Raw genomic sequence first — 20,594 nt, forward strand, 5'->3', positions numbered from 1 at the left:
TGTTATACATTTAGATAATAAAACCCGCAGTCTAGACTGCGGGTTTATGTTAATTTTATTTATTATTAAGTTCAAGCAAAGGATCAATATATTCTCTGTCATTGCTTAATCTCGGCACTTTATTCTGCCCTCCCAGCTTACCCTTTGATTCCAGCCAGCAATAAAAAAGATTAGGTTTTGCGATGTGTACGATAGGTCTTTTAAGAGTCATATTGTTATAACGTTTCGCCTCATAATCAGAATTAATCGCTTTTAAATGATTATCAAAGACATCAATAAAACGTTCCAGATCGTCCGGCACCCGGCAAAATTCAAAAATCCATTCGTGCGCACCACCTTCATTTTCTTTCATGAACACAGGAGCACCTGTAAAATCTGAAATGGAAGCATTGGTCTCCTCACACGCTTTGGTAAGGGCAGATTCTACGTTTGTGATCATCAGTTCTTCACCAAAAGCATTGATGTAATGCTTCGTTCTTCCCGTAATTTTTATCCTGAACGGACTGATGGAAGTAAATACCACCGTATCGCCGATAAGGTATCTCCAAAGGCCACCATTCGTGGTGATAACCATCGCATAATTCTTACCTATTTCAACGTCTTCCAGGCTTACTACTTTAGGATTGGAAAGATGAAACTGCTCCATCGGAATAAACTCATAGAAAATCCCATAATCCAGCATCAGCAGCATCTCATCACTGTTTGACCGGTCCTGAATTCCAAAAAAACCTTCAGAAGCATTATAAATTTCGTAATAATTGATATTTTTCCCGATAATCTGTGTGTATTGCTCCCGGTATGGTTTAAAGCTGATCCCGCCATGAAAGAAAACTTCCAGATTCGGCCACAATTCAGAAATATTGTTGATTCCGGCTTCATTTATAACACGTTGAAGAAGCACCATCATCCAACTAGGAACCCCAAGAATGCTGCCTACATCTTCATTTTTAACTTCAGAGATTATTGCTTTCAGTTTGCTTTCCCACTCTCCCATCAGCGAAACCTTTTTGCTGGGTGTCGTTGTTATTTCTACCCAGAATGGCAAATTATCAATAAGGATCGCGGAAAGGTCGCCGAATTTGGTATTAAAATCCGCATACAGTTCCGAGCTTCCCCCGAGACGCAGGTTTTTATAATTGAACAGCTGATTTTCAGGATGATTATTGGCATAAATGGAAACCATATCCTTTCCTGCTTTCATGTGACAATATTCCAGGCTTTCTGCGGAAATAGGAATAAATTTACTTTTGGCATTGGTAGTCCCGGAAGATTTGGCAAAATGCTTAATATATCCGGGCCAGGTAACATCTTTCTGTCCCTGTCTTGCTTTTTCAATATAGGGTTCAATCTCCTCATAAGTTACGATCGGGACCTTGTTTTTAAAATCCTGATAGCTGGAAACAGAATTAAAGCCATACTTTTTGCCATACTCCGTATCTTCTGCGTGAAACAGTTGGGAAAATAACACCCCTTTTTGTGTTTCAATAGGATGATCTATAAAATTCTGAATCTGGTCTATTCTCTGACGAATAAACCAATTGACCACAGTATTGAAAAGTGCTTTTGTTGCCATTCCAACAAATATAACAATATTTGTATTTTCAGGGAATATTTTATTATGTTAAAATAAAAAACCGTTACTTCATCAGTAACGGTTTCTATTAAATATAATTTTTTATTAGCAGTATTCATCGTAGGCTGCCTGAAGGTTGGCTGCAATTGCTCCTGCAGGGTTTCCTTCAATATGGTGTCTTTCCAGCATGTGAACCAGTTCACCATCCTTGAAAAGAGCTACACAAGGCGAACTCGGCGGAAAAGGGGCAAGGTGTTTTCTTGCTTCCACCACTGCTTCTGTATCGAAACCGGCAAAAACGGTTGTAAGATGATCCGGTTTTTTATCTCCTGTTAAAGAATAAACGACTCCGGGTCTTGCCGCTCCTGCTGCACATCCACAAACGGAATTGATTACCAAAAGGGTTGTTCCGCTTTGTTTTAATGCTTCTTCTACTTGTGACGGAGTGGTCAGGTCTTCGAAACCTTTATCTGTAAGTTCAGCCTTCATAGGCATTACTAAATCTGTTGGATACATATTTTTGTTTTTAATTCAGGTACAAATTTAAGCAATTCTTTAGTTTTGTTCAATATATAAAAACTATCAGTCTCTTTAGTAAATGAAATGGTTTTAATAAAATTTTACATTCTAAGCCATTAGTATTATTTAATTTCAAAATAAAATCCCTGTTTTTCCAGCTCTTTGTATTTTTTTTGATTAAAAGTAAAAAGTCTTCCGGGTCTGCCGCTGCCTTGCTTTTTAACGTTTTCGGTTTCATTTAAAAGTCCGTAGCTCATGATTTTTTTCCGGAAATTCCGGCGGTCAATTTCCTGCCCTACAATAGTTTTATATAAATTTTCAAGGTCTGAAAATGGAAATTCTTCATTCAATAAATTAAATCCTATCGGCTGATACTGGATTTTGGTATGAAGTCTTTTTAATGCCGTATCAATAATGATCTGATGATCAAAAGCGAGCTCGGGAAGTTCATTGACACTGAACCACTGGGCATCATCTGCATCGGAATCAGCAGAAAGGTTGTGATAAGAAGGATTTACCAACCCCAGATATGTTACGGAAACCACTCTGTTTCTCGGATCGCGTCCCACGTTTCCGAAAGTATAGAGCTGCTCCAGAAAATCCGGCTTTATACCGGCTTCCTCATACAATTCTCTTTTCACGGCATCATCCAGGCTTTCATCATCAAGAACCAGTCCTCCGGGAAGCGCCCAACTTCCTTTAAAAGGTTCAATATTTCTTTTAATAAGGAGAATCTGAAGATCCTTTTTATCAAAGTATCCGAAAACAACAGCATCTACTGCTACTTTTATATCCTGTAACTTTTTTGGAGTATTCATTATGCTGATTTGTGTTGTGAATACACAAAATTACAATTTAGAGAAATAGTATCACATTAAAATAAAATTTATTTGATCCTTATTTTTTATTACATTTATAAACAACTTAAAACGAATTAATTATGAAAAAATTATTACTTGCTGCTTTTGCAGCTTCCGTATTTATCGGATGCGATAAAGTGAAAATGGATGTAAAAACTTCATCCGATGCAACGGATTCTACAGCAAATGAAGAATGGAAACCTGTAGATTCTGCAACGGCTACAAAAGCCTGGATGGATTACGCAACTCCGGGAGAAATGCAAAAAATGCTTGCCAAATCAGACGGAAACTGGGTAGGTGAAACTAAAATGTGGATGGAAAACGGAAGCCAGCCTATGATGAGCAAATCTGAAGCAACCAATAAAATGGTTTTTGACGGACGTTACCAGATGAGCACGCATAAAGGTGATATGATGGGAATGCCTTTTGAAGGAATCAGTATTGTAGGCTATGACAATTCAAAGAAAAAATTTGTAAGCTCATGGATCGACAATATGGGAACCGGAATTATGAATATGGAAGGCATATGGAATGACTCTACAAAATCTATAGAATTTAAAGGAAAAATGACGGACCCATCAAGACCTGGTAAAGACTGTAATGTAAGGGAAATTTACACATTTGTAGACGATAACACCCAAAAAATGGAAATGTATGGTCCTGATGCTAAAACAGGAAAAGAGTTCAAGACCATGGAAATAAACTACACCCGAAAAAAATAATAAAATTATCAGTAGATTTCCGGTAACAAAATAGTGATTTTACGTATTGATTTCCTGAATATTATATTCAATTTTGGTATATACAAAAGGTAACGCCGAAATCCTGAAAAAGTAGGCATTAGAAACTAATTTACACCATTATGAAATCAGTATTAAGAGTATTTATTGTACTCATCATTATTATTGGCGGCGTTCTCATCATTGTTGCAGGAAAAAAACCTTTTCCCGAACCGGAATGTCTCGTTTGCGGTCCTAATCTTGTGAGAATTTTGGGGATTGCTGAAATAATCCTGGGATTGGGAGCTTTGGTGATTCAGGGGAATCTTATAGAAAAGCAGAGAAATCTCTGAAAATAAAAAGACCGATAGTTGGAGTATCGGTCTTTTTTATATTAATCATTTAGTTTAAGAACGGCCATGAACGCTGATTGCGGTACTTCTACTCTACCAATCTGTTTCATTTTCTTTTTCCCTTCTTTCTGCTTCTCCAAAAGTTTTCTCTTTCTGGAAATATCTCCTCCGTAACATTTTGCGGTAACGTCTTTTCTTAACGCTTTAATGGTTTCCCTTGCAATAACTTTTGTTCCCAGTGCGGCCTGAACGGCAATATCGAATTGCTGTCTAGGAATCAACTCACGAAGCTTTTCACACATTTTTTTACCAATGTGATAGGCATTAGAATCATGAATCAAGGAAGATAAAGCATCTACCATGTCTCCATTGATCAGGATGTCCATTTTCACAAGCTTGGAAGCCCTGAATCCGATCGGATGGTAGTCGAATGAAGCATAGCCCTTAGAAATTGATTTTAAGCGATCATAAAAGTCGAAAACCACTTCTGCCAAAGGCATATTGAAAACCAATTCTACTCTTTCTGAAGTCAGGTAGCTCTGGTTAACGATTTCACCTCTTTTTTCGATACACAGAGTCATTACCGCACCTACAAAATCTGATTTTGTAATGATGGACGCTTTAATGAAAGGCTCTTCTACCCTGTCCATAATCGTAGGATCCATCATTTCTGATGGGTTGTTGATCAAAATCGGAACTTCCGGTTCTCTTTTGGAATATCCAAAATAAGATACGTTGGGAACCGTTGTAATCACGTTCATATTAAACTCACGGTCAAGCCTTTCCTGAACAATTTCCATGTGAAGCATTCCTAAAAATCCGCATCGGAAACCAAATCCTAATGCTGCTGAACTTTCCGGTTCAAAAACAAGGGAAGCATCATTCAGTCTCAACTTTTCAAGAGAGAATCTGAGTTCTTCAAAATCTTCAGAATCAATAGGATAAATTCCGGCGAAAACCATTGGTTTTACTTCCTCAAACCCTTCAATCGGTCCATCTGCAGGATTTTCAAATGAAGTGATGGTATCTCCTACTTTTACTTCTCGGGCATCTTTTATCCCCGAAATCAAATAGCCTACATCTCCACACTGGATTGTTTTCTTCGGAACCTGCTTCAGTTTCAAAGTACCCACTTCATCCGCTCCGTATTCTTTTCCTGTTGCGAAAAATTTAACTTTTTCATTTTTGGAAATGCTTCCGTTCACCACTTTAAAATAAGCCTCAATCCCTCTGAAAGGGTTGTAAACCGAGTCAAAAATCAGCGCCTGAAGCGGGCCGTCGGGATTTCCTACCGGAGCCGGAATTCTTTCAACAATTTGCTCAAGCAAATGATGAACTCCTTCTCCTGTTTTACCTGAAACTCTTAATACATCTTCATATTCACAGCCGATAAGGTTCATGATTTCATCGGTTACTTCTTCCGGATTTGCCGAAGGAAGATCGATTTTATTCAGAATCGGGATGATGGTTAAATCATTTTCCAAAGCTAAATATAAGTTACTAATAGTTTGTGCCTGAATACTTTGTGCTGCATCTACAATCAAAAGCGCCCCTTCACAGGCAGCAATGGAACGGGAAACCTCATAAGAGAAATCTACGTGTCCCGGTGTATCAATAAGGTTTAAAATATATTTTTCTCCTTTGTATTCATAATCCATCTGGATTGCGTGAGATTTGATGGTGATCCCACGTTCTTTCTCCAAATCCATATCATCCAGGGTCTGAGACTGCAATTCTCTTTGGGTCACCGTGTTGGTATACTCCAAAAGACGGTCTGCCAAGGTACTTTTACCGTGATCAATATGAGCGATTATGCAAAAATTTCGTATGTTTTTCATTTAAGAATCTTGTAATTTGCAAAGATAATAAAATGCAGGATAATTCCTTGCTCTAATTTTTAGTGTGTATTATTTACTTTAACTAATATAACCTGTTTAACTTATTTAAGACTGAATTAAATAAACATTCTTATGTTATTTGGCTTTACCAAAGTCTTCAGGTAAGAGGTAATGTCCTGTAAGAGGATCCAATGCCTTCTCAGTTTCTGCCATTGCCTATATGCATGTCTGGCCTTTGGTCAATTACTGTAAATGTTTTAACAGAATTATTTTTATCACTGATTGATTTGGAAGCTCTATTATTTCGATTTTCTGTGCAGATAAGATTGTACAGAAGAATAGAAAGAAAAGTATATGTTTCATGGTATAAATTTCCGCAAAACTAAGAATAACTTTAAATTAAACGACTCCCACAATAAATTGCAAGAGTCGTCCAACATTAAAAAAATAAACTATTATGGTTTTATCTTTGTCTTGTAGCGTTATTTCCGCGAGGTTTTCTTTCATTTACCTTTTCCCTCATCATACCCTCTGTCTGAAAAAGCTTCAAGACTTTTTGGCAAGGAATTACCTGCTGCATTTTATCAGCGTATTTTTTCCTGTTATCCAAAAGCTTCTGCCCTACTTCAAAACTTTGCTGAAGCTTGGCTTTAGCCTCTTCATCAGATAAATTATCAGGATTAAAATCAGAATTAAACTGGTTTTTGATCTGTTTCTGGCTTTCGAGATATTCGTTGTAAATATCTGTAAATTCATCTTTATCACCGGGATCTATATCCAGATTATCCATCACCATATTATTTCTGAATTTAGTCAGAAGTGCTTTTCTTTCTTCCGGAGAAAGACTGTTAATGACCTCTTTCCTCTGTTTGGGGTCCATTTTTTTCCAGTCATAATCCGTTCTTTGGGCATTAAGACCAAATCCACAGATTATTAAAAGCGTAAATAATATCTTTTTCATCTTTCTTTTTAATTATACAAATCCAAATAAACGTCCTGCGTTGAATTACTTGCCAGTTCCGAAATTTCAGAACTTGTGAATGAATCAAGATATTCGTTCATCTGAGTTTCCTGCTTCTTGGAAGCTGATTTTACAGGCTGAGCTTCGGTTTTTTGCTGTTTCCCGGTTTCTTTCTTTGCAATAGATTTATTATCATTCTGGGCTACTACTTTTTGATCATTGTTTTCAACAGAAGTTAAATCAGATTGCAGGGTTTCATAAGCGATTTCGCTTTCCGTTTTGGGCTCATTAACAGCATAAGTGACATTTTCATCTCCGTTTGCTTTTGTAGCTTCATTATCAGAAGTGAAAACAAAAGTCGCTCCAAAAATCAATGCCAAAGATGCAGCAACGGCATAGGCCCAGTTAAGTCTGAAAACAGGTGCCTGTTTGCGGGAGATCACTTTATTTATTACATGATTCTGAACATCATCATACATATTTTCAGAAACGGTATAAATATTTTTACGTTCCAGCTTTTCCAGATCAAAATCATTCAGCCCGCTTAATACTTTCCCCTGAATATTTTCAAATAAATTTTCAGGTACTGTGTAAATATTTTTACGTTCTAATTTTTCTATGTCGAACTCTTTCATTGTCAGTTGTCTCAAAAATTATCTCTCGTAATTTTCTTTAATATATTCTTCAATTTTTTGTTTGGCATAATGATAATTTGTTTTCAGAGTTCCTACGGACATATCTACGATTTTAGATATTTCTTCGTAAGGCAAATCATCATAATACCGCATCATAAATACCAGTTTCTGCTTTTCAGGCAGGCTTTGTATGGCTTTCTGTAACAAAATCTGTATTTCTTCAGCGTCTTCGCCTGCATTATCTGCAACAAGATTCTGCATGTGATATTCCGGATCTTCATCAGTTTTCTGCATTTTTTTCAGTTTATTGATCTGCTGCAACGCCTCATTGGTTGCAATTCTGTACAACCATGTATACAATTGGCTGTCATTTTTAAACTGATGAAAATTCTGATAAGCTTTAATAAAAGTCTCCTGCAAAGTGTCCTGAGCAAGATCTCCGTCCACAATAATTCTTCTTATGTGCCAATACAATCTGCTTTGATAAGCATCCATCAAAGCGCGAACTCCTTTTTCCTGAGTTCGTGGATGTTGCATCAACGAAATAATTTCCGCGTCCTTAATCTTCATAAGATGCTTTCATTGTTTTGGATTACAAAAATAACTGAAAGTTAAATTAAGTATTCAATTTTTAGTCCAATATACTCATTATTTATAAATATTTATTTGCATGAATCTCATGAATATTGTATTTGTGCTGATGCATTTTCCTTTTTAATGTTATGTTAAATTGTATATCAATAAATTGTTTCAGTCTAAACAGTCAGAATAAATTAAAACTTAATCATTTTAATTTCAATTGATATTACACCGTTGAAAATATCTTGAAAGAATTTTAAAACAGCAATCAAAAAACTTCTGTCTTCTCTCTCCCATCTTCCATCTAAATCATATCTTTGTTAGATGCAAATTGTAATTATCGGTTCCGGAAATGTGGCCTATCACCTGGCGAAAGCTTTTGTCCTCAACAACATTCCTTTAGCCCAGATTTTCGGCAGGAACGAAGAAGAGCTGCGTAAAATCTCCGGAGAGCTCAACATACATTTCTCTACGGAACACCTTCAGGAAGCAGATCTTTATATCATCTGCGTAAGTGACCGGTCTGTAGAAGATGTTTCGAAAATGATTGTGCGGAAAGACTGTCTTGTGGCACATACTTCAGGATCGTTGCCTAAAGAAATTCTGGCAGGAGATTACCGTAAAGCAAGCTTTTATCCTTTACAGACCTTTTCAAAATCCAAGGCACTGGATTATTCAAAAATCCCATTTTTTGTTGAGGCTGAAAACGAAAATGACCTCCAGACACTTTTCACGATGGCTTCTAAGATTTCAGAAAATGTTATGGAAAGTACCCATGAAAAAAGAAAATATATTCATCTGACCGCTGTCTTTGCCTGTAATTTTGTGAATCACCTTTTTGCAAGAGCTAAAGAAATTTCAGACTTGCAGGAAATTCCGTTCGATTATTTTCTGCCGCTGATTGATGAAACCGTGCAGAAAATTCATGAAATCGATCCTAAATCTGCACAAACGGGTCCGGCGGTAAGAAATGACAGAAGAATTCTTGAGCTCCACCAGCAGCTGTTGCAGGGAGAAAGCCTTGAGATCTACAAAACCATGAATCATTCTATCAAGAAAATGTATGAGCTATAAAGAAAAATTAAAAAATATTAAAGCATTTGTATTCGATGTAGATGGTGTTTTCACGGACGGAAGCGTGTATCTGCTTCCCGGCGGAAATATGTCCCGGGTAATGAATGTTTTGGACGGTTACGCTGTCGTTAAAGCATTAAAAAACAACTATGTAATCGGAGTTATTACTGGAGGGAATGACGAAATGGTAAAACACAGAATCAACTATCTCGGCATTGAAGATTACTATGCTAAATCCCATAATAAGATGGCTGATTTTGAAGATTTTAAAAAGAAAAATCATCTTAAAAATGAAGAAATTCTGACGATGGGAGACGATATCCCGGATCTTCATATCATGAAAAATTCTGCCATTGCAGCATGCCCCGAAAATGCCGTTCCTGAGATAAAAGGAATTGCAGGCTATATTTCACCGGTAAAAGGAGGAAGCGGCGCCGTACGCGATGTTATCGAACAGGTGATGAAAGCCCAGGGAAAATGGCATGATGATAATACACAATCTGTCTAAAATATATTAAATGAAATTATTACTGGCGTCACAATCTCCAAGAAGAAAAGAATTACTGTCCAATCTCGGTTTTACTTTTGAGGTGGTGAAAATTGACTGTGAAGAGATTGTTCCGGAAGATATCCTGGTTGAAGATTCTGCAGCTTATCTTTCTGAACTTAAAGCCAATGCATTTCGTTCTCTGGAAGAAGGAGAAGTTCTCCTGACCGCTGATACTGTGGTTGCCATGGACAATCAGTTTCTGGGAAAACCACGAGATGAGGAAGATGCCACGAAAATGCTAAAACTCCTTTCCGGCAAGATCCATCAGGTTTATACCGGAATTACCATTAAAACCCCTGAAAAAACCGTTACAAAAACTGATGTGGCGGAGGTAGAATTTGATGATCTTACGGACAATGAAATAGAATATTATATCCGCCAGTATCAGCCTTTCGACAAAGCAGGAAGCTATGGAATCCAAGAATGGCTCGGGATGGCAAAAATAAAAAGGTTAAACGGCAGTTTTTATACCATCATGGGACTTCCTACCCATTTGGTTTACAAAATTTTGAAAGAAATATAGCAAGTTCCCACATAAAATTTTATTATTTTTACAGAATTATCAAACCGCTTTATAATAAAAAGCGGATTAGCGAGTTATATTGAAATAATGAAAAAAAATATTTTATTCCTTTTAACACTTTGTATTGTTGCTTCCTGCGCTACAAAAACCAAGAAGCCAGAGCAGCGTTCAAAGTTCATGAAAGGATTTTCAACATACTACAATACGTTATTTAACGCTAAAGACGCCTTAAATAATGAGTTTGAAACCAGAGATAAGGCCCATAAAGACAATTTCTATGCGCCTTATATTCCTATTCTTACCTATGAAGATCAGCCTTTGGGAAGTGACCTTGGACAGTCTTCTGCATTTGCAGAAAATTCCATGAAAATGGCTGAAGTAAACCGACCTTCTGGAAATAACGGCAAAAGAGGAGGGGGCCCTCCGGGAATGCCACCAGGAATGCCGGGAAATAATTCAGCAGGTACCATGGGAAATAGTTCCGGTGACCCTAACCAACCCGAACAAAAAGGTGCAACGACACTCGAAATTGCAGAAGCCAAAGCCTTAAAGGCAATCAACAAATATTCTGTAATTAAACATGGTGAAGAACAGAATAAGCAGATTTTTGATGCATACATGATTCTGGCACAGGCAAGAATTTACAGAGGGAAATCGCTGGATGCTCTTGATGCCTTAAATTATGTTTTCACCCACATGAAGGACGATAAGAGAATTCCTCTGGCAAGAATTTACCAGGGTCTCGCTTACGACCAGATTAAAAATTACCATAAAGCCCACGAAACTTTCGCCAAGCTGAAAAGTGAAAAAATCAGTAGAGAATACGAAAAATTATTAAGTATCTATTATTCTGAATCACTATTGGATGCCGGAAAAAAACAGGAAGCAGTAAAAGAGCTTGATGATGCCTTCGAACTGAACGGCAACCGGAAACTTAAGAGTAGGATCGCTTACCTGAGAGGACAGGTGTTGGAAAGTCTTAACCAGAACGAAAAAGCCAGAGAAAGCTTTATGGCTGCCTATAAATATGCCAATGATTTTGAATTTGAAGTAAAATCCCAAATCGAGATCGCTAAAACCTTTAATGGAAACGGGGATTACAGCGGGGCAAGAAAATACCTGGAGGACATCAGTAAGAAAGGAACGTACGGATCAAGAAAAAATGAATTTTATTACGCACTGGGATTAATGGCCAACAAAGCCGGAAAAAAAGAAGAAGCCCAGGAATATTTCAGAAAATCACTGAGAGAAAAGGTTTCCGACGGACAGATCCGTGGTCTTGCGTATTACGAAATAGGGAAGGGGTACCTTGACAAAAATGATTATATTGGTGCTGGCGCATATTATGATTCAGCTTTAGCGGTCATGACTTATGAGCCTTCTAAAATTCTTCTTGCAGACCAGTCTGTTTATATTAAAAAGATTTCCAAAAATTATTACCTGATCAAGAAAAACGACAGTATTCTGAACCTTGCTAAAATGTCACCGGAACAGAAAACGGACTTTTTTACCAAATACATCGCAAAAATCAAGGTAAAGGAAGAAAAAGAAGAACTGGAAAGAAGACGTGCGGAGAGAAGTAAAGGCTTTGATACAGGAGATTATAATTCAACGTCGATTTTCGCTAACAGTTCAAACTCTTTTGAGGATTTCGGAGTCGCTTCAAAAGGCTTTTATTTCGGCAATACAGGAACGGTTTCCAAGGGAACGCAAACCTTTAAACAAACCTGGGGAGAGCGTGCACTGATAGACAACTGGCGTTTTTCAAAGAAAATGGCAACCATTGAGGATATGAAAAACGATGCATTGGGAACAACTGCTGCACCGAACCCGAGACGTTTTGAACCTGCCTTTTATATCGAGCAGATTCCTACCGATATAGCCAAGCTGGACCAGCTGAAGAAGGACAGGGATACGGCTTCGTTAGGTTTGGGTGTCATGTATCAGAATTACTTCACCAATACCCCTTTAGCAACAAAAACCTTGTATGATCTTGTTGATGTAAAACCAGAGGAAAAAGTAATGCTGCAGGCTTTGTATGAAATTTTTGCAATGAATTATGAGAAAAATCCACAGGCAGCCGAAAAAGCAAGACAAATATTATTAAGAGATTATCCTTATACTTCATACGCTGAATTTGCGAGAAATCCGAAGAACAGTACATTTGTGAAATCTTCAGCAGATGTTGAAGGACAGTATAAACAGGCCTATGCATTATATGAATCTGAAAAGTTTGCTGAAAGTAAAGATCTTATTGAGAAGACTATCCAGGAATATCCAAAGGATGCGCTGGTTCCAAAACTTTATCTGCTGAATGCCTTTAATTCCGGAAAATCGAGTGGGAAAGAGGTTATGATTCTTCAACTGGAGCAGATTGCTTTAAATTACGGTAAGACGCCTGAAGGTGAGAAAGCCAAAGAAATGCTTACGTATCTTAAAAGTGATCTCAGTTTTCAGGCAACGGATAATAAAGGAAATATGATCTCTCAGAACCCCGGGAATATCGCTAATGGCAATCCACAGCAGCCCAGTCAGCAGAATAATGCAACAGGAGTTCCCCAACAGCCGGGAAATAATTTACTGAACAATTCCCAGCAGAGCCAGCCAATGAACAACAACAGCAATAAATCATCTAAAATACAGAACAACAATCAGCAGCTGCAGCCTACAAATACTGTTCCTGCGAGACCTCAATAAAAAAAAGCGAAGATTACTCTTCGCTTTTATTTTTTTTCTTAACGCCATGAAAATCTTTCAGATAAAAAGGTTCGAAATAGGCTACATCCTCAAACTCTTTCTTTTCTATTTTTTCGATGGTTTTCCTAATAAGATACTGAGCAGAAGGGTAGACCTCTTCATTAAAATCAGCATTCTGAAGCTGTAAAATTCCTTTTGCTTTTTTTGCTCCGTCTCCTACGAATAATATTTTTTTATCTTTCAATTCCTGAAAAGAAGTTTCATCCAAAATTTTAGCTTCGGTTACAGAGGTTTCCTGTCCTGTTTTCCCGTCATAAACGGCCGTATAAACCTCCATTCTTCTTGCATCGACCAATGGAATGATAAAATCATAATTTTTGTCTAAAAAAGGCTCTATCATACTTTCCATTGAATTGACGGCGATAAGAGGAATTTTCAATCCATAGCAAAATCCCTTTGCCGATGATGCACCGATTCTTAGTCCCGTATAAGATCCCGGGCCTCTTCCCAGGGAAACCGCTTCAATGTCTTTAAGTGAAATTTCTGCACCTTCCAAAGCCCATTCTACGAAGGTATGGAGGCTTTCAGACTGTTTATAGTTTTCAGAAACTTCTTCGGTAAGGCAAAGTAGTTTTTCATTATCTGAAATAGCTACTGAACAGTTTTTTGAGGAAGTTTCGAGATATAGGATTTTCATTTTTATAATTTAAATACACTTTGCTGGTGCAAATTTATGGCTTTATTTCTATACTTTGTCGGCTCCACAGTTTCCAGAATGATTTCTCTTTTTTCCAGATTTCCAGTAAACCGAGCATCATTTCAAAATCCTGGTTTTTATACATTCCGGAAACTTTTATTTTCCTTCTTACAGAATAAACGTCGTTGTACTTTTTAGCCTCGTATATTTCAATCTGTTCAATATTGCTGTACATTACTTTTTTCGAATTAAAATCCTTTTTAAAATCTTCAAAATTCTGCACCCACCCGTTTGAATGGCCAAAAGAAACATCCGGACAGAGAAGAGTCAAAACTTTTTCGTCATTATTTTCCATCAGTTGATCCAACCGGTGAATATTTTCCGCCAATTTTGGTTCTAATGAAATTTGTACTGTTTGAGCATTCCAAAAACAGCTAAAAACAATCAGAAATAAAGAGAAAGCTATCTTCATTATTTTCTGTAAATCGTTCTCGGCTCTGCCTGAGCAGTAGGGTAGATGGTCATATCCGAAATACAGACATGTTTCGGAGCATTGATACAATAAGCTATAGAATCTGCGATATCTTCGGCTTTCAGTGGCTCATAACCTGCATAAACAGTAGCTGCCCTTTCCTCATCTCCTTTGAATCTTACCACTGAAAAATCTGTTTCTACAGCTCCCGGCTGGATGTTTGTAATTTTAATTCCGAATTCCGTAAGCTCAATTCTCATTCCTTCCGAAATAACATCAACGGCTTTTTTGGTGGCACAATATACAACGCCATTGGCATACGTTTGTCTCGCTGCAACTGAACTGATATTCACAATATGTCCCGAATTTCTTTCTTTCATTCCCGGAATAATCATTTTGGAAACATATAAAAGTCCTTTCACATTTCCATCAATCATAGAGTCCCAGTCATCGGTTTTTCCTGCTGAAAGCGGATCCAGTCCATGTGCATTTCCGGCATTGTTGATTAGAACATCAATATCTTTCCATTCTTCAGGAAGGGAATTAATGGCTGTTTCCACTTCTTCCAAATTTCGTACATCAAACCTTAAACTAAAAATTTCGGTGAATTGTGAAAGTTCCTTTTTCATCGATTCAAGAACTTCAGATCTTCTGCCACAGATGATGACCCTGTTGCCTTGTTTTGCGAGAAGTTCTGCTGTAGATTTTCCTATTCCGGAGGTTGCTCCGGTGATTAATATTGTTTTCATAAAAAATAAATTTCAAATATACCAATGTAACAATTTACCAATATAACAATCATTGATACGTTTTTAAATTAGTTAGTTGGCATCGAATGCTTCAAATGCATCCTGAATATGTTCAATGGTCAGGTTTTGTTTTTCATCGGGAAGAACAGAAATTATATCAAAGCGTACTTCATTCAACACGTTAAATTCCTGTAAATAATAATCCGCAGCAGAAACCAGCAGCTTAATTTTTTTCTTATTCACCGATTCCTGAGGGAGATTAAAAACATCGGTAGACCGCGCTTTGACTTCGCAAATAATAATCAGGTTATCTTTTGCTGCAATAATATCGATTTCTGCTTTCTGATACCGGAAGTTTCTCGCAAGGATTTTATAGCCGTTTTTTAATAAAAAGTCAGCAGCGAGATCTTCTGCTTTTTTTCCAAAATCATTGTGTTGTGCCATTTTGTGTGGAAGGTTTGAGAGTTTTAGTGTCTTGCGTTTTAGAGTAAATATTAAAATATATTATAAATTATTCTATTTTTAAAACTCAATCTTAACATGATCCTCAACCTTTAAGTTCACATTTCCTCCAATAATTAAAGGTCTGTTGTCTTTAATATGACCATTTGGAAATGCGAAAACTACAGGAAAATCATACTTTGAAACTCTTTCAGAAATGAGCTGATAAGCAAATTCATCAAAACTGTCATTGTACGCTGTATTTTCTTTTTCATTTCCCATATTGGTCATCCCACCAATAATCAATCCTTTGATTTTTTTGAATACGCCGCCCAGTTCCAGACTCATCATCATTCTGTCTAAAGCATAAAAGTTTTCACCAATATCTTCAATAAAAAGGATTCTGTTTTTAAACTTAAATGAATAATCGGTTCCCAAAAGCGCGTAAACCAGTGCTAAATTACCTCCAATCAATTGACCCTCACAGGAACCCATTTTATTAAAATGATGAGATTCTAAGACATAATGAGGCGTTTTCCCCTCTAAAATATCAAAAATCAATCTGTAGCTTTCATCTGTTACCCCAAAGCTTGAGGTTTTTACCGTCTGTCCATGAATAGATGCAAATCCTTTTTTCAATAAATAGCTTTGAATAACAGTATTATCGGAATATCCAATATACCATTTCGGATTTTCGGAAAAGTTTTTAAGGTGAATGCTCCTGAGCAGATGCTGACAGCCATAACCTCCTCTTGATGCCCAAATAGCTGCTATTTCACTGTCATTAAAAGCCCAGTTGATATCATTAATTCTTTGTTTTTCCGTTCCTGCATAATTGTAACCTTTCGAAAAGCTGTTGTAGAGATGTTCTCCAAAAACAAGTTCATAACCTTTATTCCGGATCATTTCTATGCCCTTTTCAAGCTGGGACGGTTCTACTGCGCCTGCGGGCGATATTATGGCTATTTTATCGCCTTTTTTTAATGGTTTCGGGAAACTTATTTTTTTCATTTTTCTCTGTGATATTTTACTTCGGTTTTTTCGGCTTCTTCCAGCCTTTTATCGAACTGATTGAATTTTTTAAAGCTTTGTAAAAAAATAAAGAAACTGAAGATAATGAGAATTCCGCCGACAATTCTTCTTATTCTGTTGGCAAGTTTCTGTGTAAGCTTATCATGAAACTGTTTGGCGAGAAAAATTTTAGCCAGATCAATACATAAATAGGTAGCAATCACGACACCGATGTATAGAATGAAATTGCCGGTATCGGGATACTGATTTCTTACTGAGATTACCGTTACCAGCCAGAAAAGAATGACCCCCACATTAAGGAGATTAAAGAAAAAACCATTCATAAAGGTTTTAAAATAATTCTGACTAATGAATTTCTCTTCTCCCGGAATATGCATTTTGGTCCTCGTCACCATCATTACTACACCATAGACAAAGATGAGAATGGCTGTGATTCTGTAAAAACCCGGATGCTTGTCAATTAAAGTTACAATATCGGCACTTGCATAGTAGGCTGCGAGAATACAGAGAAGATCTGCAGAGATTACTCCGATATCCAAAGCTAATGCGTGTTTTGGTCCTCTGGAAAAGCTGGTTTCTATTAGAAGGAAAAAAATAGGTCCTATAAAAACCAGGCTCAGCATGAATCCTAATACGATGGCAGATAATATAAGTTCAAACATCAAGTAATTTTTTAAATGAAAATCTGAATTTCCATTCCATTTATACAAATGTAAACTTTATGATTTAATTATTCAATAACTATGGATTTAAGAAAAGTATTATTTAAAATAATTTCATTCAAATTATTACTATTTTTAACTATAAAAACAAAAATCCGTTTCACTTTAATGTAAAACGGAAATTATTATTAAAATTTTTAATATTTATTACTCTACAATCTTAAAATCAAGCTGTTTCTGGATAAGGTTTGCCTTCACTACTTTGATTTGTACCTGATCTCCCAGCTGATAACGCTTTCCGTGTCTCATACCATACACGGCGTGCGTTTTGGCATCATATGAGTAGGAATCATCCACAAGATCTCTCAGTTTAATTAAGCCTTCCGCACCGTTTTCAGGAATTTCCACCCAAAAACCAAATTCCGCTACTCCTGAAATTACGCCTGTAAAAGTTTCTCCCAGATGTTTTTCCATAAATTTCACCTGCATGAATTTAATGGAATCCCTTTCCGCATCTGCCGCAAGGCGCTCCATGGAACTACAGTGTTTTGCTTTTTCTTCGAGTTCGGCTTTGTTTGGGGATTTTCCTCCGTCCAGATAATGCTGAAGTAAACGATGGGCAATAAGATCCGGATAACGACGGATAGGCGAGGTAAAGTGTGTGTAAAAATCGAAACCAAGTCCGTAGTGACCAATAGGTTCTGTAGAATAGACCGCTTTGCTCATGCTTCTCATGGCAAGGGTTTCAATCATATTTTCTTCGCCTTTACCTTTTACATCATGCAATAATCTATTCAAAGATTCGGCTACTTTCTTACTGTTGGCCAGATCCATTTTATATCCGAAGGTCGAAACAAAATCTCTCAATGATTCCAGTTTTGCAGGATCCGGATCATCGTGAACCCTGTATATAAAAGTATTTTGGGTAATATCTCCTTTTTTGTTCAGGGAAATAAATTCCGAAACTTTTTTATTGGCAAGCAGCATAAACTCTTCAATCAGGTGATTTGAATCTTTACTGATTTTAAAATATACACCAACCGGTTCGTTATTTTCATCAAGATTGAACCGTACTTCGCTTCTGTCGAAGGTAATTGCTCCTTTCCTGATTCGTTCTGCACGCATGATTTTTGCCAGCTTATCCAGCACATTAATTTCTTCCTGCAGATCACCTTGCTTTGTTTCGATTCTTTCCTGAGCTTCCTCATACGTGAATCTTCTGTCAGAATGGATCACCGTTCTTCCGAACCATTGCTTTTTGATATTTGCATCATCATCTAATTCGAAAACCGCTGAAAAAGTAAATTTGTCTTCATTCGGACGAAGAGAACAAACATCATTACTCAGCACTTCCGGAAGCATGGGTACAACGCGGTCTACCAGGTAAACGGAGGTTGCTCTCTGATACGCTTCATCATCCAGAATTGTTCCGGGAACCACATAATGTGATACATCAGCAATATGAACCCCGATTTCCCAATTTCCGTTTTCCAGTTTTCTGATGGAAAGCGCATCATCAAAATCTTTGGCATCTTTAGGGTCGATGGTAAAAGTTGTAATCCCACGCATATCCCAGCGTTTTGCCACTTCAGCTTCATTAATACTTCTGTCTATTTTGTCGGCATCTCTTTCTACTTCTTCAGGAAACTGGTATGGCAGCCCGTATTCAGCAAGAATAGAGTGAATTTCTGTTTCATGCTCACCCGGAGCTCCCAGTACCTGGATAATTTCTCCTTCCGGATTTTTATCGCCGGGTTTCCACTCAGTCATTTTTACGACAACCTTATCGCCATCATTAGCACCTCCAAATTTTCCTTTCGGAATAAAAATATCAGTATTGATGGTCTTTTTATCACAAACCACAAATCCGAAATCTTTATGAGCAACTATCTGAAGCGTTCCTACAAATTCTGTTCTACCTCTCTCAAGAACTTCCAGAACGGAACCTTCCAGCTTTTTACCTTTATAAGTGTAGGTTACAATTAAAACTTTGTCGCCTTGCAGGGCATCTTTCACATTTTTGGAATGAATGAAGATGTCATCTTCCAGACCTTCAACATTAACATAGGCATTTCCGGACTGGTTAAAGTCGATAACTCCCGTCAGTGTTCCCTTGATATTAAGATTAACGATATATTTTCCTTTTTCGGCTTCTTTAATTCTTTCCGTAGCCTGCAGTTTATGCAACGCCTGGATGACTAGCTCGCGCTGTCTCGGATTTTTATAGTCTATTCCTTCTGCAATCTGCTTGTAATTATAGACTTTCGTTGAATTTTCATTCATAAAACGCAGAATCAGTCTCCCGATTTCCTGCAGTTTATGATCATTTTTCTGACTTATATATTTTCTTTTTTTTGGCATTCTAAAATTATTTTTTAATATGTTCTAATGAATATCATATTTCATTCTGTAAGCATTCCTTTATTATGAATAGTTAGAACTGTCACGGAATATTCATTAAATAATAAACTGTATCATGAGACATGTCTGAACTCATCTACAGCAACATCAATTTTCTTTCCATTTCTATCATTGATGGAACTTTTAGTTTTGCATAAATTTAATACAAAAATGGAGAAGAGTAGGGAAAACCTTTTATTAAATATCTTTAAATATAATACAGGTTCAATGGAAATGACAGGATGGTAAATCCTGCCGGACGCTGCAAATATACAAAATTAAAAATAAATAAGGCTTGTAATTTGATTTACAAGCCTTTATATTTTAGCAGTATGCGATTTTATCAACTCTGTTTTGATGTCTTCCGCCTTCGAAGTCCGTTGAGAGAAATTTATCTACGATTTCTATTGTTAATTCTTTAGAAATGAATCTTGCAGGAATGGAAATCATATTCGCATCATTATGCTGTCTTGCCAATGAAGCGATCTCCGGCATCCAGCAAAGAGCGCAACGGATTTTCTGATGTTTGTTGGCTGTGATCTGAACTCCGTTTCCGCTTCCGCAGAATAAAATTCCAAGGTCATTTTCTCCATTTTCAACCGAAGTTGCTGCGGGGTGCACAAAGTCCGGATAATCCACACTGTCTGTGGAAAACGTTCCAAAATCCTGAACTTCAAAGTTTTCTGATAAATAGTTTTTAACAATTTCTTTATATTCGAAGCCCGCATGGTCTGCGGCAATGGCAATTTTTCTTTTCATAACTGTTTATTTAGCCTTTTTAGATTTTATTTCATAGCAAAGGTAAGAATTATAACAATCTTTGTTAGTCTTTCGGGAGTAAATTGTGAAAAGCATTGTGAATAACTGTGGATAACTCCGGCAAAATAAATGTTTTGTAACATTGAAAAAATTTGTAATGGAAAGTATGACCAAAAAAAATGTTAAAATTTTCAAAAAACTTTCTGGCAGGAATTGTTGACTTTTTCCATAAATCATTTATCCATAAATCAAATTGGGGAAAAGTTATCAATAATTGTTAGTAACGAAGTGAAAAATCAGATTTACAACCTTTTATAATGTAAATAAAATGTGAATTGAATATAAAATTACCTGTTATGAAATTTATCGTGAAAACTTATCCCCTAAATTCACATCACTCAACAACAATAGCGTATTCTTTTTTTAAAGAGAAAAAAATTGTTGATAGCTGAATGTTGGGTTTGCGAAAAACTTTTCTGAAAACTTTTCAAAGGTTGCCGC

The 20,594-nt window shown here is 36.8% G+C and carries 21 protein-coding genes; 6 read left to right on the forward strand and 15 right to left on the reverse strand.

The window, feature by feature from the left end; translation table 11 throughout:
• Positions 1-55 precede the first annotated feature (55 nt).
• The 3 genes from U9K52_RS13620 to U9K52_RS13630 all read right to left on the reverse strand — a co-directional run bounded on the left by U9K52_RS13620 (position 56) and on the right by U9K52_RS13630 (position 2,910).
• Positions 56-1,573 (reverse strand): GH3 auxin-responsive promoter family protein, encoded by a 1,518-nt coding sequence (locus tag U9K52_RS13620; protein ID WP_263601901.1) that lies wholly within the window; start codon positions 1,571-1,573, stop codon positions 56-58.
• Positions 1,574-1,678: 105 nt separating this feature from the next.
• Complete coding sequence (locus tag U9K52_RS13625) at positions 1,679-2,089, reverse strand: BrxA/BrxB family bacilliredoxin (RefSeq protein ID WP_248389297.1); 411 nt, start codon at positions 2,087-2,089, stop codon at positions 1,679-1,681.
• 125 nt (positions 2,090-2,214) lie between these two features.
• Positions 2,215-2,910 (reverse strand): NUDIX hydrolase, encoded by a 696-nt coding sequence (locus tag U9K52_RS13630; RefSeq protein ID WP_322927046.1) that lies wholly within the window; start codon positions 2,908-2,910, stop codon positions 2,215-2,217.
• A gap of 122 nt (positions 2,911-3,032) precedes the next feature.
• On the opposite strand from U9K52_RS13630, the gene U9K52_RS13635 reads away from it, so the two are divergent.
• Both U9K52_RS13635 and U9K52_RS13640 read left to right on the forward strand, forming a co-directional pair.
• Entirely contained in the window at positions 3,033-3,674 is a 642-nt protein-coding gene (locus U9K52_RS13635) for a DUF1579 domain-containing protein (protein ID WP_322927047.1), read from the forward strand.
• Between the two features lie 140 nt (positions 3,675-3,814).
• A complete protein-coding gene (locus U9K52_RS13640; RefSeq protein ID WP_248389291.1) occupies positions 3,815-4,024 on the forward strand; it encodes a hypothetical protein in 210 nt (69 codons plus the stop codon).
• Positions 4,025-4,065: 41 nt separating this feature from the next.
• On the opposite strand, the gene lepA is transcribed toward U9K52_RS13640, so the two are convergent.
• From lepA to U9K52_RS13660, 4 genes are all read right to left on the reverse strand, one after another.
• Entirely contained in the window at positions 4,066-5,862 is a 1,797-nt protein-coding gene (gene lepA, locus U9K52_RS13645) for a translation elongation factor 4 (RefSeq protein ID WP_169231635.1), read from the reverse strand.
• A 463-nt stretch (positions 5,863-6,325) separates the two neighbouring features.
• Complete coding sequence (locus tag U9K52_RS13650; protein WP_248389289.1) at positions 6,326-6,823, reverse strand: hypothetical protein; 498 nt, start codon at positions 6,821-6,823, stop codon at positions 6,326-6,328.
• Between the two features lie 8 nt (positions 6,824-6,831).
• On the reverse strand, positions 6,832-7,458 hold the full coding sequence (locus tag U9K52_RS13655; protein WP_322927049.1) for a hypothetical protein: 627 nt from the start codon (positions 7,456-7,458) through the stop codon (positions 6,832-6,834).
• A gap of 18 nt (positions 7,459-7,476) precedes the next feature.
• The gene (locus U9K52_RS13660) at positions 7,477-8,028 is read right to left on the reverse strand and encodes an RNA polymerase sigma factor (RefSeq protein ID WP_248389282.1); all 552 of its coding nucleotides are present in this window, start codon (positions 8,026-8,028) and stop codon (positions 7,477-7,479) included.
• 333 nt (positions 8,029-8,361) lie between these two features.
• On the opposite strand from U9K52_RS13660, the gene U9K52_RS13665 reads away from it, so the two are divergent.
• The 4 genes from U9K52_RS13665 (at position 8,362) to U9K52_RS13680 (ending at position 12,881) form a co-directional block, all read left to right on the forward strand.
• Positions 8,362-9,111 carry a Rossmann-like and DUF2520 domain-containing protein gene (locus tag U9K52_RS13665; RefSeq protein WP_322927050.1) on the forward strand — a complete coding sequence of 250 codons (750 nt, stop codon included), beginning with the start codon at positions 8,362-8,364 and terminating at the stop codon, positions 9,109-9,111.
• Positions 9,101-9,619, forward strand: a complete 519-nt coding sequence (locus tag U9K52_RS13670) for a KdsC family phosphatase (RefSeq protein WP_322927051.1) — start codon at positions 9,101-9,103, stop codon at positions 9,617-9,619. The genes U9K52_RS13665 and U9K52_RS13670 overlap by 11 nt, the downstream gene beginning before the upstream one ends.
• Positions 9,620-9,629: 10 nt before the next feature.
• The gene (locus U9K52_RS13675; protein WP_322927052.1) at positions 9,630-10,184 is read left to right on the forward strand and encodes a Maf family protein; all 555 of its coding nucleotides are present in this window, start codon (positions 9,630-9,632) and stop codon (positions 10,182-10,184) included.
• A gap of 87 nt (positions 10,185-10,271) precedes the next feature.
• A complete protein-coding gene (locus U9K52_RS13680) occupies positions 10,272-12,881 on the forward strand; it encodes a tetratricopeptide repeat protein (protein ID WP_322927053.1) in 2,610 nt (869 codons plus the stop codon).
• 13 nt (positions 12,882-12,894) lie between these two features.
• On the opposite strand, the gene tsaB is transcribed toward U9K52_RS13680, so the two are convergent.
• The 8 genes from tsaB to rpiB all read right to left on the reverse strand — a co-directional run bounded on the left by tsaB (position 12,895) and on the right by rpiB (position 20,093).
• Positions 12,895-13,578, reverse strand: coding sequence for a tRNA (adenosine(37)-N6)-threonylcarbamoyltransferase complex dimerization subunit type 1 TsaB (tsaB, locus tag U9K52_RS13685; RefSeq protein ID WP_263601906.1), 684 nt, complete (start codon positions 13,576-13,578; stop codon positions 12,895-12,897).
• A gap of 34 nt (positions 13,579-13,612) precedes the next feature.
• Positions 13,613-14,050, reverse strand: coding sequence for a nuclear transport factor 2 family protein (locus U9K52_RS13690; RefSeq protein WP_322927054.1), 438 nt, complete (start codon positions 14,048-14,050; stop codon positions 13,613-13,615).
• Positions 14,050-14,799 (reverse strand): SDR family NAD(P)-dependent oxidoreductase, encoded by a 750-nt coding sequence (locus tag U9K52_RS13695; protein ID WP_322927055.1) that lies wholly within the window; start codon positions 14,797-14,799, stop codon positions 14,050-14,052. The genes U9K52_RS13690 and U9K52_RS13695 overlap by 1 nt, the downstream gene beginning before the upstream one ends.
• Positions 14,800-14,871: 72 nt before the next feature.
• Positions 14,872-15,243, reverse strand: a complete 372-nt coding sequence (locus U9K52_RS13700; protein WP_248389266.1) for a YraN family protein — start codon at positions 15,241-15,243, stop codon at positions 14,872-14,874.
• A 78-nt stretch (positions 15,244-15,321) separates the two neighbouring features.
• The gene (locus U9K52_RS13705; protein WP_322927056.1) at positions 15,322-16,251 is read right to left on the reverse strand and encodes an LD-carboxypeptidase; all 930 of its coding nucleotides are present in this window, start codon (positions 16,249-16,251) and stop codon (positions 15,322-15,324) included.
• Entirely contained in the window at positions 16,248-16,934 is a 687-nt protein-coding gene (locus U9K52_RS13710) for a LysE family translocator (protein WP_248389262.1), read from the reverse strand. Before U9K52_RS13710 ends, U9K52_RS13705 begins: the two co-directional genes overlap by 4 nt.
• Before the next feature lie 207 nt (positions 16,935-17,141).
• A complete protein-coding gene (gene rnr, locus U9K52_RS13715; protein ID WP_322927057.1) occupies positions 17,142-19,295 on the reverse strand; it encodes a ribonuclease R in 2,154 nt (717 codons plus the stop codon).
• A gap of 363 nt (positions 19,296-19,658) precedes the next feature.
• Positions 19,659-20,093, reverse strand: a complete 435-nt coding sequence (rpiB, locus tag U9K52_RS13720; RefSeq protein WP_322927058.1) for a ribose 5-phosphate isomerase B — start codon at positions 20,091-20,093, stop codon at positions 19,659-19,661.
• Positions 20,094-20,594: the final 501 nt, after the last annotated feature.

The organism is Chryseobacterium sp. MHB01, assembly GCF_034651565.1.
GTDB lineage: Bacteria > Bacteroidota > Bacteroidia > Flavobacteriales > Weeksellaceae > Chryseobacterium > Chryseobacterium nepalense.

What these genes read in the sequence shown, in the direction of transcription:
- U9K52_RS13675 (WP_322927052.1), top strand. Translation starts at nt 9,630, where the DNA reads ATGAAATTATTACTGGCGTCACAATCTCCAAGAAGAAAAGAATTACTG.
- U9K52_RS13650 (WP_248389289.1), bottom strand. Translation starts at nt 6,823, where the DNA reads ATGAAAAAGATATTATTTACGCTTTTAATAATCTGTGGATTTGGTCTT.
- rnr (WP_322927057.1), bottom strand. Translation starts at nt 19,295, where the DNA reads ATGCCAAAAAAAAGAAAATATATAAGTCAGAAAAATGATCATAAACTG.
- U9K52_RS13695 (WP_322927055.1), bottom strand. Translation starts at nt 14,799, where the DNA reads ATGAAAACAATATTAATCACCGGAGCAACCTCCGGAATAGGAAAATCT.
- lepA (WP_169231635.1), bottom strand. Translation starts at nt 5,862, where the DNA reads ATGAAAAACATACGAAATTTTTGCATAATCGCTCATATTGATCACGGT.
- U9K52_RS13655 (WP_322927049.1), bottom strand. Translation starts at nt 7,458, where the DNA reads ATGAAAGAGTTCGACATAGAAAAATTAGAACGTAAAAATATTTACACA.
- U9K52_RS13680 (WP_322927053.1), top strand. Translation starts at nt 10,272, where the DNA reads ATGAAAAAAAATATTTTATTCCTTTTAACACTTTGTATTGTTGCTTCC.
- rpiB (WP_322927058.1), bottom strand. Translation starts at nt 20,093, where the DNA reads ATGAAAAGAAAAATTGCCATTGCCGCAGACCATGCGGGCTTCGAATAT.
- tsaB (WP_263601906.1), bottom strand. Translation starts at nt 13,578, where the DNA reads ATGAAAATCCTATATCTCGAAACTTCCTCAAAAAACTGTTCAGTAGCT.
- U9K52_RS13630 (WP_322927046.1), bottom strand. Translation starts at nt 2,910, where the DNA reads ATGAATACTCCAAAAAAGTTACAGGATATAAAAGTAGCAGTAGATGCT.
- U9K52_RS13620 (WP_263601901.1), bottom strand. Translation starts at nt 1,573, where the DNA reads ATGGCAACAAAAGCACTTTTCAATACTGTGGTCAATTGGTTTATTCGT.
- U9K52_RS13635 (WP_322927047.1), top strand. Translation starts at nt 3,033, where the DNA reads ATGAAAAAATTATTACTTGCTGCTTTTGCAGCTTCCGTATTTATCGGA.
- U9K52_RS13705 (WP_322927056.1), bottom strand. Translation starts at nt 16,251, where the DNA reads ATGAAAAAAATAAGTTTCCCGAAACCATTAAAAAAAGGCGATAAAATA.
- U9K52_RS13665 (WP_322927050.1), top strand. Translation starts at nt 8,362, where the DNA reads ATGCAAATTGTAATTATCGGTTCCGGAAATGTGGCCTATCACCTGGCG.
- U9K52_RS13690 (WP_322927054.1), bottom strand. Translation starts at nt 14,050, where the DNA reads ATGAAGATAGCTTTCTCTTTATTTCTGATTGTTTTTAGCTGTTTTTGG.
- U9K52_RS13710 (WP_248389262.1), bottom strand. Translation starts at nt 16,934, where the DNA reads ATGTTTGAACTTATATTATCTGCCATCGTATTAGGATTCATGCTGAGC.
- U9K52_RS13660 (WP_248389282.1), bottom strand. Translation starts at nt 8,028, where the DNA reads ATGAAGATTAAGGACGCGGAAATTATTTCGTTGATGCAACATCCACGA.
- U9K52_RS13640 (WP_248389291.1), top strand. Translation starts at nt 3,815, where the DNA reads ATGAAATCAGTATTAAGAGTATTTATTGTACTCATCATTATTATTGGC.
- U9K52_RS13700 (WP_248389266.1), bottom strand. Translation starts at nt 15,243, where the DNA reads ATGGCACAACACAATGATTTTGGAAAAAAAGCAGAAGATCTCGCTGCT.
- U9K52_RS13670 (WP_322927051.1), top strand. Translation starts at nt 9,101, where the DNA reads ATGAGCTATAAAGAAAAATTAAAAAATATTAAAGCATTTGTATTCGAT.
- U9K52_RS13625 (WP_248389297.1), bottom strand. Translation starts at nt 2,089, where the DNA reads ATGTATCCAACAGATTTAGTAATGCCTATGAAGGCTGAACTTACAGAT.